We start from the raw sequence: 15889 nt of genomic DNA, 5'->3' as shown, positions 1-15889 counted from the left end.
CTCAGTGGAAGAAGTGCCTGGTCCCGGTGAGGTACAGCGCAACTCCGGCTGCTGTGCAGGCGTCGATGGTCTCCTGGTCACGGATCGACCCGCCCGGCTCGACGATGGCCTTGACACCACCGTCGATGAGCACCTGGGGCCCGTCCCCGAAGGGGAAGAAGGCATCGGAGGCGGCCACCGACCCGGCAGCCCTCTCACCGGCCCGCTCGACGGCCAGCTTGCAGGAGTCGACCCGATTGACCTGGCCCATCCCGACACCCACCGAGGCACCGTCATGGGCCAGCAGAATCGCATTGGACTTCACCGAACGGCAGGCCCGCCAGGCGAACAGCAGATCGGTGAGATCATCCCCGGAGACCGGCTCGCCGGCCGCCAGGGTCCAGTTCGCCGGATCATCACCGGGGGCCTGGAAGAGGTCGCGCTCCATCATCAGCAGGCCGCCGTCGACCTCACGCAGCTCGTGACCCGACAGGTCGGGGGCCGGAGCCACCAGCAGTCGGATGTTCTTCTTGCGCGACAGGATCTCGACCGCACCGTCGTCATAGCCGGGAGCGACCACCACCTCGGTGAAGATGTCCTTGACCTGCTCGGCCATCTCGAGGCTGACCGGACGGTTGGTGGCGATCACCCCGCCGAAGGCGCTCAGCGGGTCGCAGGCGTGGGCCTTGCGGTGGGCCTCGGCGATGTCGGCGCCGGTCGCGATACCGCAGGGATTGGAGTGCTTGATGATGGCCACGCAGGGATCATCGAAGTCGAAGGCGGCCCGGCGCGCCGAGTTGGTGTCGACGTAGTTGTTGTAGCTCATCGCCTTGCCGTGCAGCTGCTGGGCGCCGGCCAGCCCCGGCCCCTGGGGGGTGAGGTAGATCGCCGCGGCCTGGTGGGAGTTCTCGCCGTAGCGCAGCTTCTCCTTGAGTTCTCCGGTGGTTCCCACGAAGGTCGGGACGCCGTCGACCCCGACCCCCTCCTGGGTGGCGAACCAGCCCGCCACCGCCACATCGTAGGCGGCGGTGTGGGCGAAGGCCCTGGCCGCCAGCACCCGCCGTTCGGCCTCGGTGTAGCCGCCGTCGGCCAGCGCCCGGGCCAGACCCTGGTACTGGGCCGGGGAGGTGAGCACCGCGACGCTGGCATGGTTCTTGGCGGCGGCGCGGACCATCGAGGGCCCGCCGATGTCGATCTTCTCGATGCAGTCGTCGAAACCGGCGCCGCTGGCCACCGTCTCGGAGAAGGGGTACAGGTTGCACACCACCAGGTCGAAGGGTTCGACGCCGAGCTCGGCGAGCTGGTCGCGGTGGGACTTGAGGCGGCGGTCGGCCAGGATTCCGGCGTGCACCTTGGGGTGCAGGGTCTTGACCCGGCCGTCCAGGCACTCCGGGAAGCCAGTGAGCTCGCTCACCTCGGTGACCTGCAGGCCGGTCGCGGCCAGCACCTTGGCGGTGGACCCGGTGGAGACGACGGCGACACCGGCCTGGTCGAGAGCGGCGGCCAGATCCTCCAGGCCGGTCTTGTCATAGACGGAGACGAGGGCGCGGCGGATGGGTTGGCGATCAGTCACTGGGTATCCCTTCAGTAGTGGGTGATGAGAGTGTGGTGGGAGATCCGGGCGGGGAGGGGGCTGCTGCCAGATCGGCCAGCACCTCGACGAGCATCTGGCGCTCCTGCACCTTGATCCTCTCGTGCAGGGTCTCCACGGTGTCGGCCTCCAGCACCTCCACGGCCCGCTGGGCGAGGATCCGCCCGGTATCGATTCCGGCGTCGACCTGGAAGACGGTGGCGCCGGTGATCCTGACCCCGTAGGCCAGCGCGTCGCGCACCCCGTGGATGCCGGGGAAGGCGGGCAGCAGGGCCGGATGGGAGTTGATGACCCGGCCCCCGAAGCGGGCCAGGAAGGCCGGGCCGAGCAGTTTCATGAATCCGGCGCACACCACCAGGTCGGCGGCGAGTTCTTCGACATCGCCGCTGAGACGCCGGTCCCACTCGGCTCGGTCGGCGCCGGGGTCCAGTGCCTCGACGAAGGTGGGTATTCCGGCCTCGATGGCTCTGTCGAGTGCGGCGGCAGCCGCTCGGTCGGAGCCGACGGCGACGATCCGGGCGTCCAGCTGGTCTGCCCGGCAGGCATCGATGAGAGCCTGCAACAGGGTCCCTGATCCTGAGACGAGCACCACCACGCGAAGGGCCACGGCCCCACTGTATCCATCCGGGGGGTGGCCGACCTCAGCGGTGAGACGCCCCCGCCGGAGCCGGTGCGCTGTCAACGGACCGGCTCCGGATCGCCTTGAGGAGCCCGCCTCAGTGCCCCACCGATCTCAGCGCCAGCACGGTGGCCACCGCCGCCTCGGCCGCCTGGTACCCCTTGTCCTCCTTGGACCCCTCGATGCCGCAGCGGTCCAGCGCCTGGGCCTCGTCGTCGCAGGTGAGCAGCCCGAAACCGATCGGGGTGCCGGTGCGGACCGCCACCTGGGTGATCCCCTCGGTGGCCGCCGTGCAGACATAGTCGAAATGCGGCGTCTCCCCCTGGATGACCACTCCCAGGCCGACCAGCAGGTCGAAGTCCTGGGCCAGCCTGGAACAGGCCACCGGCAGTTCGAAGGAGCCGGGCACCCGGACCAGCTCCGGTTCGGTGATGCCGGCCTCGGCCAGTCCCCTCAGGGCTCCGGCGATCAGCCCGTCCATCACCACCTGGTGCCAGCTGGAGGCCACCACGGCGGCGCTCAGGCCGGTGCCGTCGAGGGGTCCGAGATCGGGAATGGCCTGTCCTGCGGTGCCCTTGCGTGCGCTCATGCGATCTGCTCCCTGTTCTGTTCGTCCTGGTTCTGGTCGTCCTGCTGGTTCGGTGTGCTCTGCTCGGTGGCGTCGGGGCCCAGATGGAGGGTGTGGCCCATCCGGTCCCTCTTGGTCTGCAGGTAGTGCAGGTCCTCGGGATGCACCGGGGCCTCCAGCGGGAAGGGGGTGACCTCGATCCCGGCCTGCCGCAGGGCCGAGATCTTGGCCGGGTTGTTGGTCATCAGGCGCACCCGGGACAGTCCGATCCCCGACAGGATGGCCACCGCTGCGCCGTACTCCCGGGCATCGACCGGCAGCCCCAGGCTGGTCTGGGCGTCGACGGTGTCCAGCCCGGCGTCCTGGGCGTGGTAGGCGGCGATCTTGTTGAACAGCCCCACCCCGCGGCCCTCGTGGCCGCGCAGCAGGATGATCGCACCGCCGTGACGCCGCACGGTCTCCATCGCCTGGTGCAGTTGCTCCCCGCAGTCGCATCTCAGCGATCCCAGTGCGTCACCGGTCAGGCATTCCGAGTGCACCCTCACCAGCGCCGGACCGCCGTCATCGGCCTCCAGTCCGCGCTCGGGCACCATCAGCAGGTGCTCGGCACCGGTGCGGTGGTCGGTGTAGCCGGTGACGGTGAAGACGCCGTGCCGGGTGGGCAGGCTGGCAGCGGCTCCCGGGCTCACCCGGTCGACCGGGCCGGCAGTCGTCGGGTCGTCGTGCTCGCGGCGCCACCGGGCCAGCGAGTCGATGGTGATGACGCACAGCCCCTCCTGCTCGCCGAGCGCCAGCACATCGGGGGTGCGCAGACAGCGCCCCCGGTCGTCGACGATCTCACCGATCACCCCGACCGGTGGGAGCCCGGCCAGCCGGGTGAGATCGACTGCGGCCTCGGTGTGACCGCGCCGTTCCAGGACGCCGCCGGCCCGGGCCCGCAGCGGCAGGATGTGGCCGGGGCGCACCAGCGAGTCCGGGCCCGAGTCCGGGTCGGCCAGCACCTGGCAGGTGTGCGCCCGCTCGGCGGCACCGATCCCGGTGGTGGTGCCCTCGGCGGCGTCGACGGCGACGGTGTACCGGGTGCGCATCGGGTCCTGGTTGGCCGGCCACATCAGCGGCAGTCCGAGCCGGTCGGCGCGGTCCTCGGTCATCGGGGCGCACAGGTACCCCGAGGTGTGGCGGACCATCCAGCCCACCCACTGCGGGCCGGCCAGCGAGGCCGCCAGGATGGCATCCCCCTCGTTCTCGCGGTTCTCGTCGTCCAGGACGAGGACCGGGCGTCCGGCACGCAGCTCCTCCAGGGCCTGCTCAATGGTGGCGAATCGAGTCATCGGTGTGCTCCCTGGGTCTGGGTGGGTTGGGTGAGGGTGGCCCGGGTGAGGGACTCGAGGTACTTGGCGATGACGTCGGCCTCCAGGTTGACCTCGGCACCGACCGGCAGGGAGCCCAGCACCGTGGACCTCATGGTGGTCGGGATGAGGCCGATCTCGAAGAACCCCGGTCCGGTGGCGGCCACCGTCAGCGAGGTGCCGTCAACCGCGATGGAGCCCTTCTCGACGATGTACCTCTCCAGCCGCTGGGGGACCGAGATCCGCACCGTCTCCCAGTGGTCCCCCGGAGTGCGCCGGAGGATCTGCCCGATGCCGTCGACATGTCCCTGGACGATGTGACCGCTCATCCGGCCACCGGCCGGCACGGCCCTCTCCAGGTTGACGGCGTCGCCGGGGTGGAGCCGTCCCAGACCGCTGCGGGCCAGCGTCTCGGCCATCACGTCGACGCTGAACCGGTCCCCGTCGATCTCGGTGACGGTGAGGCAGACACCGTCCACGGCGATCGAGGAGCCCAGGCTGGCATCGGAGGTCACCAGCGGCCCCCGGATGGTCATCGTCGCCGAATCGGCGCCGTGCTGGATATCGGCGAGCTCGCCGAGTTCTTCGACTATCCCTGTGAACATCGTCATCTCCTGTCGCGGCGGCCACCGAGGACGGTGGCCGGTTCCTGGTTGCTGGTCTCCCCGGTCCTCGCCGGGTGGGCCCGGATCTCCACATCCGGGCCGACCATCGAGACCGAGTCGATGGTGAGTTGATGGGCGTCGGCGATGGTGGCGACCCCGGCGTCGGCCAGGGTGCCCGGCCCGGCCCCCAGCAGCCGCGGGCCGATGTAGCCGATCACCTCATCGACCAGTCCGGCCCTCCAGAAGGCCCCGGCCAGCCTGGCGCCGCCCTCCAGCCAGACCCGGTGGATGCCCCGCCGGTGCAGCTCGGCCAGCACCTGGTCGGGTTGATGGCTGAAGATCTGCAGGGTGGCGGCGGAGTCGTCGCGCAACCGACTACCGGCAGGCAGCGGGCGTTCGCCGACCACGACCCGCAGTGGCTGGTGGCCCGCCTCGACCCCCCGGTCGTCGCGGACCGTGAGCCGTGGGTCGTCGGCCAGGGCCGTCCCGGTACCCACCATCACCGCTCCGCAGATCGCCCGTCCGGCATGCACCCGCGCCCGCGCGGGGGCCGAGGTGATCCACTGGCTGGTACCGTCGGCGGCCGCTGACCGGCCGTCCAGGGTGGCGGCGTACTTCCAGACCACCTTCGGGCGGCCATGGGTGATCGCGAACGTCCAGTCCGGGTTGAGAGCCATCGCCTCACCGGTCAGCACCCCGGTGATGACCTCGACGCCGGCTGCTGCCAGCGTCTGGGCCCCGCCGGCTGCCAGCGGGTTGGGGTCCGACTGGCCGATCACCACCCGATCCACCCCGGCGGCCAGCAGGGCCTGGGCGCAGGGCCCGGTGCGCCCGGTGTGGTTGCAGGGTTCCAGGCTGACCACGGCGGTGGAGCCGGCCGGCAGCTGCGCGGTTCCCTGCGAGGACGGGAGTCCGGCGCGGGCGGCGTCACGCAGCGCCTCGACCTCGGCATGGGCGGTGCCTGCGCCATGGTGCCAGCCCCGTCCCAGAACCTGGCCGGCAGGGCCGATCAGGAGGCATCCGACCCGGGGATTGGGGTCGGGAACCGGACTGTTGGTGGCCAGCTCGACGGCTCGACGCATGGCCTCATCCCACTGGTGGCCCTCGTCGGCCACAGGATGTTCGATCATCGGCAACCCTTCATTCGCGTCCTCACGAACGCCGGGGTCGCCAGGGACCCGCGCCACCATCGGCCCACGGCCGACGACGACGTCACACGATGGCAGGGACCGACGGCTGGTACCACGCCACCGGCCCGCGCGCACCGCGCAGGTCCCACGTGCTGCCTCCCATCCGGACTTTCACCGTCGGTACCGGATTTTCACCGGTTCGGCCATCGCCAGGTCACCCTGACCGATGGTTCGCGGACTGTCACCGCCGGTTCGGACTCTCACCGACCCCGGAGCACGTGTGCCTCCCCAGTATGCATCCTCATTCCCGGAGCTCTCCCATCGGGGCCCTGGGTGGGCAGTGCGGGCGCCGGCATCAACCGTGCTGCTCGCTGGTGGGGTGATCCGGCTGACGGGCAATCCTGCGGGTCTGCTCCTCGGTCTCGTCCGGAGCCTGCCGAACCGTCGAGGAGGTGGCCGCAGGCAGCCGGGTCACCAGCAGCCGCACTGCCCCGGCCAGCAGTGCACCGCCGCCGAGCAGGGCCACCGCCATGCCGAGCATCGCCGGCGTCGGGGCGCCCATCCGGGCCATCCTGGCCTGGCCGATCCCCCCTGCCGACAGCGCTCCGAGCAACCCCAGCACCAGGCCGGCCAGCACCCCCGATGCGGTCGTGAGCGCCAGTAGCGGGAGGGCCGGATCCGCGCGACGCCGCCTGGCGACCAGCATTCCTGCCACCGCCCCCGCCGCGATCGGGACCAGCAGCCAGAGCCTCACCCAGTCACTGGGGGCGCCATTGGCCGGTAGCGCGCCGAGGATCGGGATGGACGGCACCATTCCGAGATGGACTCCGAAGGGGCTCACCGAGGTGGCGGACCCGACGGCGAAACCCGGCCCCAGGGTCCACGAGGTCCACCAGATCATCAGATTGGGCAGCCAGCCCAGCTGCAGCAGGATCAGCACCACACCCCCCCATGCCCCGGCCCCCAAGGACTCGTGGAGTTCCACCACTCGGGCGCCGTGGGCGATCAGACCGGCGATCAGGGCAGCGATGCCTCCGACCAGGGCCACCGCGCAGCCGGCCGAGGCACCGGCCAGCAGATCGCGGGCCCAGTCCGGGATCAGCTCGGCGACCGCAGGCCGTGCACCCCGCAGCGCACCGGCCAACCCGGTCGCCAGACCCATCGTGAGTCCCCCGATCAGCACTCGCCCCCAGGGCTGGTGACCGGGCACGGCACCGGCGACCAGCACCACGGCGGCCAGCTGGGTCGAGGCGTGCAGGGCAGCCAGCCGGACGGCGTCGACCAGGTCGGCGGATCCGCCCGAGGCACGTCTGGCGGCCCCCATCACCCGGGCCGAGTAGTGGCAGGTCCGCTCCCCCACCAGCAGGAGCAGCAGGGTCAGACCGAGCGGCACCAGTCCCACCTTCAGTCCCAGCGCGCCGAGCGGAACCCCCTGAGCCAGCAACCACAGTTGCGCCGAGCCCCCGACCAGGTCCCCGAAGTCGCCTTCCGACAGCGCCAGCCACTCGGGGATGACCAGCCCGGTGAGCAGCACCCAGACCCCCAGCACCCCCAGCAGGCAACTCAGCACGGTGACGACCGGCCAGGGCCACCGCGGGCCCGGGTCGTGACGGCGGTTGCGGGCCGAGGACTCGACGGCGAGGTCGAGTCGATCTGTGGCGGCTCTCGAACGGCTGCCACGGCGCGGATGACGTGCTCTCGGCACAGCTGACCCCTTCCATCGGCCCGGCCTCTACCATCCCAGATGGCCGATCGAGTCGCCATCACCGCTGCGGCGGGGGCTGTAAACTCTGCCGGAGCAGACGCGACTGCGCGCCGGGCGCCCGACCGGACCGGCCCCGGCGAGTCGCGATGTCCTGCAACGTCAAGTTGCGATGTCACGTTGTCTACTCCTGGAGGCATCCGAGTGAGTGAGGAACCCACCAGCTGGCCCCGGCGCGGGATACCCGAGAGCTCTCAGCCCCAGGGCACCGATCGGGACTCGACGGAACCTCGCTCCAGCGCCGCGCGCCGCGGGCTGCCGCCCGAATCGGCCGAGCAGGCCGCCGAGCCGGACCAGCCGGAGGATGCCGACCCCGATGCCGCTTTCCGGCGACCCGCCGCCGGTGGCCCCCGGTCCCGACGCAGGGACCGGCACCGTCAGCCGAGCCGCTCCAGCTCTGGAGAGCCGGTCGTCCCCGCCTCCCCGCAGGCCTCACCACCACTGGCGCGGGCCGCAGCCGATCCGTCCGAGGACGCGGCGGGTCCCGGACGCGGCAGCTCCGGGCGGCACTCGACCGGCCGCCACGCGCAGCCCGGTGCTGACGAGTTGGTGGTCGATCGTGGGTCGGGCCGCCGCTGGTGGCTCTGGGGCCTGGTCGCCGTGCTGCTGGCCGCCATCGTGGTGGTGACGGTCTCCCGGTTCACTCACCGGACGCCGATGGCCGACGCCCCATCCGGCCCGGCCAGCAGCAGCGGCTCAGCCACTCCGCTGCCACAGGATGCGCTGATGAGTGCCCCCGAGGCGACCCTGCTGGATCCCAAGAGCTCCTGGCAGGTGGCGTCCACGGTGGCCACGGTCTCGGCGGACTCCCCCGAGGCCATCTCCTGCATCGTCCGCGACACGAGTCATCCCAATCCGCTGTCGACCTGGCAGCGCGCCTTCACCTCCTCGGCCGGCACCGGGACATCGGCGCTGAACAGGGTCGACAGCTACCCCGATGTGGCCACCGCGAGGACGGCCTACGCCTCCGAGGCCGCCTCGCTGGCCGCCTGCGACTCGGTGCCGGCGCTGATCGTCTCCGCCAGCACCATCACCGGACTGGCCGACCAGGCGATGGCGGTGACCTTCGCCTTCCAGGGTGCTGCCACCCAGTACCGCACCGTGGTGCTGGCGCGCACCGGCCGCGAGATCCAGGCCCTGGACGCCGCGAGCTCCGGCTCCCCGGTGGCCGCCTCGTTGGCCGCCGAGGCGATCGCCAAGGCGGCCGCACGCAGCTGCAGGCCGGCCGCCGGAAGCTGTCCCACCACGGTGCGGACCACCCAGGGCGTTCCCCCCGTCTCCGGGGAGCCGGGCTGGTTGATCACCTCGGACCTGCCCAGGCTGACCGCCGATCAGGGGGAATGGCAGGCGGCCGCCCCCGCCGGGGTCTCCAGCAAGGGCACCCAGTGCGAGGGGGTGACCCTGGCCACCGCCTCGGGTCCCTCGGCCCGCCAGCAGCGTACCTACCTGCTCTACAAGGACCCGTCGGCTCCGCAGGGATTCGGCCTCGACACCGTGAAGTTCACCTTCTCCAACGCGGCGGGGGCCCAGGCCTTCGCCAAGAAAATCGGCGACAGCATCGCCGGCTGTGCCAAGACCCTCGCCACCGCCAAGGTCGGCAACGCGAAGACCTTCACCGGCACCGGCGACAACGACGCCAGGATCGCGGGGCGGTCCTTCCTGGTGACCCAGGACGCCGGATCGGGCCATCAGGCGGTCTTCCAGGTCTCGGTGACCACCGTCGGCAACCAGCTGGTCTACCTGCTGGCCAATGTCACCCCGACCTACAAGTTCGGTGACGACGCCTGGACCCAGCTGGCCGTCCGGGCCGCCCAGCGGGCCACCCAGCACAGCTGAGCGGCCCGCCGGCCCGGTCGGCTCGGAGGCGCTACCGCGTCAGTGCGGTGACCGCCTGATGGGCCAGCTGAGCTGTCTCGGAGGGAGTCCTGCCGACCCGCACACCGGCCGCCTCGAGAGCCTCCTTCTTGGCTGACGCGGTTCCCGAGGAGCCCGACACGATGGCACCGGCGTGGCCCATCGTCTTGCCCTCGGGGGCGGTGAACCCGGCCACATATCCGATCACCGGCTTGGTGATGTGCTCCTTGATGTAGGCCGCGGCCCGTTCCTCGGCGTCTCCCCCGATCTCGCCGATCATCACGATGACGTCGGTCTCCGGATCATCCTGGAAGGCCTGCAGGGCATCGATGTGGGTGGTGCCCACCACCGGGTCCCCGCCGATCCCCAGTGCCGTGGAGATCCCCAGATCGCGCACCTCGAACATCAGCTGGTAGGTCAGGGTGCCGGACTTGGAGACCAGCCCGACCCGGCCGGGCCCGGTGATGTCGGCAGGGGTGATGCCGGCATTGGACTTGCCTGGGCTGATGATGCCCGGGCAGTTCGGCCCGATGATCCGGGTTTTGCCCGTCCTGCGGGCGGCTGCGACGAATCTCGTCTCATCGGCGGCAGGGACCCCCTCGGTGATGCACACCACCAAGGGGATCTCGGCCTCGATGGCCTCCATCACGGCGGCTCCGGTGAATCTGGCGGGGACGAAGACCACCGTCACATTGGCACCGGTGGCCGCCATCGCCTCCGCCACGGTGCCGAACACCGGCACCACGACGTCCCCCTCGAAGCCGACCGTCTGGCCGGCCTTGCGGGGGTTGACCCCGCCGACGATCCGCGAGCCGCTGGCGAGCATCCGCTGGGTGTGCTTCATCCCCTCGGAGCCGGTCATGCCCTGGACGATGATCCTTGAGTTCTGATCGAGAATGATGGACATGGTTCTCAGGCCTCCTGGGATGCGAGCTCGGCGGCCCTGCTGGCCGCCTCGTCCATGGTGGCCACCATGGTCACCAGTGGATGGTTGAAGTCGTGAAGGATCGCGCGACCCTGCTCGACGTTGTTGCCGTCCAGCCGGACCACCAGTGGCTTGCTGGCCTTGTCGCCGAGGGTCTCCAGAGCACCCTTGATGCCGTGGGCCACCTCGTCGCAGGCCGTGATGCCGCCGAAGACATTGACGAAGACCGAGCGCACCTGCGGGTCGGAGATGATGAGATCCAGTCCATTGGCCATCACCTCGGCCGAGGCGCCGCCGCCGATGTCCAGGAAGTTCGCCGGTCTGGGGGATCCGGGGAGGTTCTCTCCGGCGTAGGCGACGACGTCCAGGGTGCTCATCACCAGGCCTGCACCGTTGCCGATGACGCCGACCGATCCGTCAAGCTTGACGTAGTTGAGACCGAGCTCCGAGGCGCGCAGTTCCAGCGGATCGGTGGCGGCCCGGTCCACCAGGCCTGCATGGTCGGGGTGGCGGAAGGCGGCATTGCCGTCCAGGGTCACCTTCCCGTCCAGGGCGATGATCCGGCCGTCATCGGTGCGAACCATCGGGTTGACCTCGACCAGGGTGGCGTCCTCGCCGGTGAAGACCTCCCACAGCTTGAGGATCACCGGGACGATCGCAGGCCGGGCCGCCGCGTCGAATCCGGCAGCCTCCAGGATCTCGACGGCCTTGGCCTCGTCGATACCCACCAGCGGGTCGACCGGCACCTTCGCCAGTGCCTCGGGGCGCTCCCGGGCCAGGGTCTCGATGTCCATCCCCCCCTCGCGCGAGCACATCGCGAGGTACTGGCGCTCACCGCGGTCCAGCAGGATCGAGAAGTAGTACTCCTCGGCGATCTGGGCTCCCTCCGCGATCATCACCTTGGCCACCGTGTGACCCTTGATGTCCATCCCGAGGATGGCGGCAGCCTGCTCCCCGGCCTGTTCGGGGGATCTGGCGATCTTGACCCCGCCGGCCTTGCCGCGGCCGCCGACCTTGACCTGGGCCTTGACGGCGACCACCGGGGTGCCCAGCTCGGCAGCGGCCCGTGAGGCCTCCTGCGGAGTCTCGGCGACAATACCCCGGAGCACCGGGACCCCGTGGGCCTCAAAGAGGTCCCGGGCTTGATACTCGTACAGATCCACAATCTCTCCGCTCTGCGAGGTTGATGTGCTGCCGTTGAGGGCAGTCGACGGTGAGCCCCTTCGGGTCTGTGACTGGCCGGCATCGAGGCCGGACTGGGCAGCCGCCGCCACACTACCAACGCCGCCGGAAGCGCGCCCGGCATTGGTTGATCAGGCGAGTTGGAGCACTTCCTGAGAGATGCTACAGTTTTCTCAGAATTGCACCGGCGCCCCGGTACGGACGTCGCAGGACCGGGACTCGCCTCCCCCGCGAACCCCGGTCCAGGTAACGAGGAGTTCAGTGAGCACACACAGGCAACGCCAGGGCGGATTCGCACCGTTGGAGTTCCTCCGCAGGTCGGTCATCGTCGACGAGGACCGCGACGACCGGGATGACGCCGAGACGCCGTTGACCCCCCAGGACGCCCTCACCCGGGACCTTGATGCCGACCAGGACCGGCCCTTCATCGAACGGCGACGTCACTCCCCCCTGCGGGTCGGCATCGCCGCCGCGGTCGTCGCGGTGCTGGCCTCGGTGAGCGTCGGTGGCGTGATGATGGCCAGCGCCTCCAGCTCGGCGGCCACCAATCTGAACTCGCTGGCCGTCGACACCTCCCGGCCCGATATCACCAGGGCCGTCCCGCAGACCGATTCGACCTCTCCGACCGAGGGCCTCTCGTCGAACACCACCAGCTCGCGCTCCAAGGCCGACAAGGCCGCTCGGAGCTCGCGCGATGCCCGTGGCTCCTCGGTCTCCCGCAACAGCGTGCGCTCCCAGATCGACAAGGCGATGAGCCAGACCGCCGCCCAACAGCGCAGCACCAACCTGGCCACCACCACTGACGAGATCCAGAGCAATGCGGCCTCGGTCTCCGAGACCGCCCGCGCCAAGGAGATGGACGCCTCCGTCGCGGCGGTGAAGAAGCGCGCCAAGCAGATCGCTGCCGAGAAGAAGGCAGCCGAGGAACGGCTCGCCAAGGCCGCCGCCGCCTCCGGGGTCAAGATCACCCCCGGCACCACCGCCGCCATCACCAACGACGGCGGAGCCTCGATGCCGGTCCGTCCCGGTTCCTACACCTTGGGCTCCTACTGGGGGGAGACCGGGGTGTGGGCCCGCTGGCACACCGGCGAGGACTTCGTCGCCGCCTGTGGCACTCCGCTGTACGCGGTTGCCACCGGTGTGGTCGGCCAGCAGGTCTCCGCATCCTGGGCCGGTAACCACGTGGTCATCCACCTGGCCAATGGCGGGTCGGTGCTCTACGCCCACATGTCCAGCATCGGGGTGACCCCCGGGCAGATCGTCAAGCCCGGCCAGCTGATCGGCTACTCCGGGCAGACCGGCCGCGCCTTCGGCTGTCATCTGCACTTCGAGTACTACCCGCAGGGCACCACCCCTGGGGATGTCTACAGCACCACCGACCCGCTGGTCTTCCTGAGGTCCCTGGGTCTCAAGCCCTGATCCCGGGGCTCAGAGCTTCTCGAGGGGGGCGAACTTCAGCGCCAGCCGCTTGGTCCCCACTGACCCGAAGTCGACGTCGGCGGTGGCACTTCCTCCTGAGCCCTTGGTGGCCAGCACGGTGCCCAACCCGAACTGGGTGTGCAGCACCTTGTCCCCGGGGGCCAGCGAGACGGCTGGCGCCTTGGTCGCTCTGGAGCGTCCAGCACCGAGGCCGGTCCCCGAGCCGAATACCGGACCCTCGTCGTCGAGGCTGGCGCGGGCTCGCCGGGAACCGGAGTCGGCCGTCGAGGCCCAGCTGGGGGCCGCGTCGGCCACCCGCTCCCAGTGCACCAGCTCGGCAGGGATCTCGTCGATGAATCGGCTCGCCGGGTTGTACTGGGGCTGGCCCCAGGTGGTCCGCACCACCGCCCGCGACAGCATCAGCCGCTTGCGAGCCCGGGTGAGGCCGACATAGGCCAGCCGGCGTTCCTCGGCGAGTTCCTTGGGATCGGCCAGGGACCGGGCATGAGGGAAGACGCCGTCCTCGAAACCGGTGACGAAGACGGTGTCGAACTCCAATCCCTTGGCGGTGTGCAGGGTCATCAGGGTGATCACCCCGTCACCCTCCTCGGGCAGCGCGTCGGAGTCGGCGACCAGGGCGATCTGCTCCAGGAAGGCCGGCAACGAGTCATCGGCCTCCACCGCAGACGGGCCCTGGGCCGGATCCTCCGCCCCGGTCCCCAGGTCGATGGTGTGCACCCGGGAGACGAACTCCTGTGCCACCGACAACAGCTCGACGAGGTTCTCCAGCCGGGTCTCGTCCTGGGGATCCTTGGAGTTCTCCAGTTCGGCGATGTAGCCGGACTTCTTGAGGATCGAGTCCAGGATCTCATCGGCCCGCCTGCCCTCGGCGACCATCTGCCGGTGGGTCTCCATCAGCTCGGCGAAGGAGGCGATCTGATGCATCGACCGGCTGGCCATCGAGGTGATCTCCCCGGCCCTCGAGACGGCCTCGGAGAAGGGGATCCGACGGGCGGTCGCGAAGACCTCGAGGCTGGCCTCGGCACGCGCCCCGATTCCCCGCTTCGGGACATTGAGGATCCGTCTCACCGAGATGTCATCGGCCGGGTTGGCGATCGCCCGCAGATAGGCGACGGCATCTCGCACCTCGCGCCGCTCGTAGAACCGCACTCCCCCGACCACCCGGTAGGGCAGCCCGGTGCGGATGAAGACGTCCTCGAAGGGACGTGACTGGGCATTGGTGCGGTAGAAGACCGCCACCTCGCCGTAGCTGGTCCTGCCGGCGTCGACGAGTTCGTCGATGGTGCGTCCCACCCAGGCGGCCTCGTCATGCTCGGTGTCGGCGACGTAGCCGACGATCTTCTCGCCATCTCCGGCGTCCGTCCACAGGTTCTTCGCCGGCCGGTTCGGGTTGACCTGGATCAGACTGTTGGCAGCGCTGAGGATGGTCTGGGTGGAGCGGTAGTTCTGCTCCAGGAGGATGGTGCGGGCGCCGGGGAAGTCCTTGTCGAAGTCGAGAATGTTGCGGATGGTGGCGCCGCGGAAGGCATAGATCGACTGGTCGGAGTCGCCCACCACCATCAGCTCCGGGGGGTCGACGGTTCTGGCCTGCTCACCGTCGTCGGTCTGATCGGCGACTCCCCCATCGATTCCGCACAGCGCCCGGATGAACTGGTACTGGGCAGTGTTGGTGTCCTGGTACTCGTCGACCAGGACATGGCGGAACCGGCGCCGGTACTGCTCGCGCAGATCCGGGAAGTCTCTCAGCAGCATCACCGTGGACATGATGAGGTCGTCGAAGTCCAGGGCATTGGCCGCCCTCAGACGCCGTTGGTACTCGGCGTAGAGATCTGCGTGGATCCTGTCATTGCCGGTGCTGGCGGCGTCGGCGGCAGCCGCCGGGTCGACCAGCTCGTTCTTCTGCTCCGAGATCCAGTTCATCACCTGGCGCGGCGGGAACTTCTTGGGGTCCAGGTTGGCGTCCCGGGTCACCAGGGCGATCAGCCGCTTGGCGTCGGTGTCGTCGTAGATCGAGAAGTTTCGCGACATCCCCAGCCGGTCGATGTCGGAGCGCAGTATCCGTACCGCGGCCGAGTGGAAGGTGGAGACCCACATCGGGCGGGCCCTGCGTCCCACCAGTTCGACCACCCTGGCCTTCATCTCCGCGGCGGCCTTGTTGGTGAAGGTGATGGCCAGAATGGATCCGGGGTGGACGCCGCGCACCTGGACCAGGTGGGCGATCCGACGGGTGAGCACCCGGGTCTTGCCCGATCCGGCACCGGCCACCACCAGCACCGGGGAGCCGGCATGCAGCACAGCCTCTCGCTGGGGCGGGTTGAGGCCCTCCAGCAGCTCGGTCTCGCTGGCGGGACGGGCGGCCGCTAGCTCCCCCGGCGCCGAGGGCAGCACGCCGGGGCGCGCCGGAGCCTGCGACTGCTGGGTCCCCGGCTCCGGGGGCTGGTCCCGGGGCGCGGCGAAGAAGGAGAACAGGTCTGGGGTGGCGTCACTCATGGCGAGGACAACACTACGGCCCCTGGCAGACGAGTCGAGGACGGTTTGACTTCCGGTGTCCCGGCTCATAGTGTCACCGTCGAAGTGGCGAAACACAGCTGAAACATTGATCGCAGTGCTACTCCGCGATCATCGGCCCAGGTTCTCGAGCCTGGCATCACCACTGCAGCAGGGTCACCTGACAAGGAGAGAAACCATGGCGATCGCCAGCAGCCATCTCGTTCGCGCCAACCAGCGCGCAGCGATGATGATGGGCTGTGACGATGTCATGTGTTGCCGAATGACCGGCACCTGCTGACTCGCCCGGCCCCCGATCAGGCCGATCCCTCACCGGATCGCATTGATCCCTCATCGGGGCCGAACCGATATCTCACCGCAGGACCTCCGATGGCGGA

12 protein-coding genes and 1 riboswitch are annotated in these 15889 nt (G+C 69.9%); of the genes, 2 read left to right on the top strand and 10 right to left on the bottom strand.

What is annotated here, in order from left to right:
• Position 1: 1 nt before the first annotated feature.
• The 7 genes from purH to G554_RS15980 form a co-directional block, all read right to left on the bottom strand.
• Positions 2–1552 (bottom strand): bifunctional phosphoribosylaminoimidazolecarboxamide formyltransferase/IMP cyclohydrolase, encoded by a 1551-nt coding sequence (purH, locus tag G554_RS0111055; RefSeq protein WP_027587937.1) that lies wholly within the window; start codon positions 1550–1552, stop codon positions 2–4.
• The gene (purN, locus tag G554_RS0111050) at positions 1545–2177 is read right to left on the bottom strand and encodes a phosphoribosylglycinamide formyltransferase (RefSeq protein WP_027587936.1); all 633 of its coding nucleotides are present in this window, start codon (positions 2175–2177) and stop codon (positions 1545–1547) included. The genes purH and purN overlap by 8 nt, the downstream gene beginning before the upstream one ends.
• 109 nt (positions 2178–2286) lie before the next feature.
• Positions 2287–2778, bottom strand: a complete 492-nt coding sequence (gene ribH / locus G554_RS0111045; protein WP_027587935.1) for a 6,7-dimethyl-8-ribityllumazine synthase — start codon at positions 2776–2778, stop codon at positions 2287–2289.
• Positions 2775–4088 carry a 3,4-dihydroxy-2-butanone-4-phosphate synthase gene (gene ribB, locus G554_RS15995; protein ID WP_051232948.1) on the bottom strand — a complete coding sequence of 438 codons (1314 nt, stop codon included), beginning with the start codon at positions 4086–4088 and terminating at the stop codon, positions 2775–2777. Before ribB ends, ribH begins: the two co-directional genes overlap by 4 nt.
• The gene (locus tag G554_RS15990) at positions 4085–4711 is read right to left on the bottom strand and encodes a riboflavin synthase (RefSeq protein ID WP_051232946.1); all 627 of its coding nucleotides are present in this window, start codon (positions 4709–4711) and stop codon (positions 4085–4087) included. The genes ribB and G554_RS15990 overlap by 4 nt, the downstream gene beginning before the upstream one ends.
• 2 nt (positions 4712–4713) lie before the next feature.
• Positions 4714–5841 carry a bifunctional diaminohydroxyphosphoribosylaminopyrimidine deaminase/5-amino-6-(5-phosphoribosylamino)uracil reductase RibD gene (gene ribD / locus G554_RS15985; protein ID WP_051232944.1) on the bottom strand — a complete coding sequence of 376 codons (1128 nt, stop codon included), beginning with the start codon at positions 5839–5841 and terminating at the stop codon, positions 4714–4716.
• Positions 5842–5986: 145 nt separating this feature from the next.
• Positions 5987–6123, bottom strand: a riboswitch (FMN riboswitch).
• A gap of 73 nt (positions 6124–6196) precedes the next feature.
• Complete coding sequence (locus G554_RS15980; RefSeq protein WP_051232942.1) at positions 6197–7546, bottom strand: cell division protein PerM; 1350 nt, start codon at positions 7544–7546, stop codon at positions 6197–6199.
• 201 nt (positions 7547–7747) lie between these two features.
• Here G554_RS15980 and G554_RS17745 point away from each other — a divergent pair, with 201 nt between their 5' ends.
• Positions 7748–9439, top strand: coding sequence for a hypothetical protein (locus G554_RS17745; protein WP_027587934.1), 1692 nt, complete (start codon positions 7748–7750; stop codon positions 9437–9439).
• Between the two features lie 31 nt (positions 9440–9470).
• On the opposite strand, the gene sucD is transcribed toward G554_RS17745, so the two are convergent.
• A complete protein-coding gene (gene sucD, locus G554_RS0111015; protein WP_027587933.1) occupies positions 9471–10364 on the bottom strand; it encodes a succinate--CoA ligase subunit alpha in 894 nt (297 codons plus the stop codon).
• Positions 10365–10369: 5 nt separating this feature from the next.
• Complete coding sequence (gene sucC, locus G554_RS0111010; protein ID WP_027587932.1) at positions 10370–11545, bottom strand: ADP-forming succinate--CoA ligase subunit beta; 1176 nt, start codon at positions 11543–11545, stop codon at positions 10370–10372.
• Between the two features lie 280 nt (positions 11546–11825).
• On the opposite strand from sucC, the gene G554_RS18535 reads away from it, so the two are divergent.
• Positions 11826–12983 carry a M23 family metallopeptidase gene (locus G554_RS18535; RefSeq protein ID WP_051232940.1) on the top strand — a complete coding sequence of 386 codons (1158 nt, stop codon included), beginning with the start codon at positions 11826–11828 and terminating at the stop codon, positions 12981–12983.
• A 9-nt stretch (positions 12984–12992) separates the two neighbouring features.
• Here the strand turns inward: G554_RS18535 and pcrA are convergent, their stop codons facing one another.
• Positions 12993–15494 (bottom strand): DNA helicase PcrA, encoded by a 2502-nt coding sequence (gene pcrA, locus G554_RS0111000; RefSeq protein ID WP_027587931.1) that lies wholly within the window; start codon positions 15492–15494, stop codon positions 12993–12995.
• Positions 15495–15889: the final 395 nt, after the last annotated feature.

This window comes from Acidipropionibacterium thoenii DSM 20276 (genome assembly GCF_000423445.1).
Lineage (GTDB): Bacteria > Actinomycetota > Actinomycetes > Propionibacteriales > Propionibacteriaceae > Acidipropionibacterium > Acidipropionibacterium thoenii.
Note: the sequence above shows the minus strand (reverse complement) of the source record. Positions and strands in the feature narration are given on the sequence as shown.

Bases quoted from the DNA above. Each gene is read 5' to 3' on its own strand.
- ribH (WP_027587935.1), bottom strand. From the start codon at position 2,778: ATGAGCGCACGCAAGGGCACCGCAGGACAGGCCATTCCCGATCTCGGA.
- ribB (WP_051232948.1), bottom strand. From the start codon at position 4,088: ATGACTCGATTCGCCACCATTGAGCAGGCCCTGGAGGAGCTGCGTGCC.
- G554_RS15990 (WP_051232946.1), bottom strand. From the start codon at position 4,711: ATGTTCACAGGGATAGTCGAAGAACTCGGCGAGCTCGCCGATATCCAG.
- ribD (WP_051232944.1), bottom strand. From the start codon at position 5,841: ATGATCGAACATCCTGTGGCCGACGAGGGCCACCAGTGGGATGAGGCC.
- sucD (WP_027587933.1), bottom strand. From the start codon at position 10,364: ATGTCCATCATTCTCGATCAGAACTCAAGGATCATCGTCCAGGGCATG.
- pcrA (WP_027587931.1), bottom strand. From the start codon at position 15,494: ATGAGTGACGCCACCCCAGACCTGTTCTCCTTCTTCGCCGCGCCCCGG.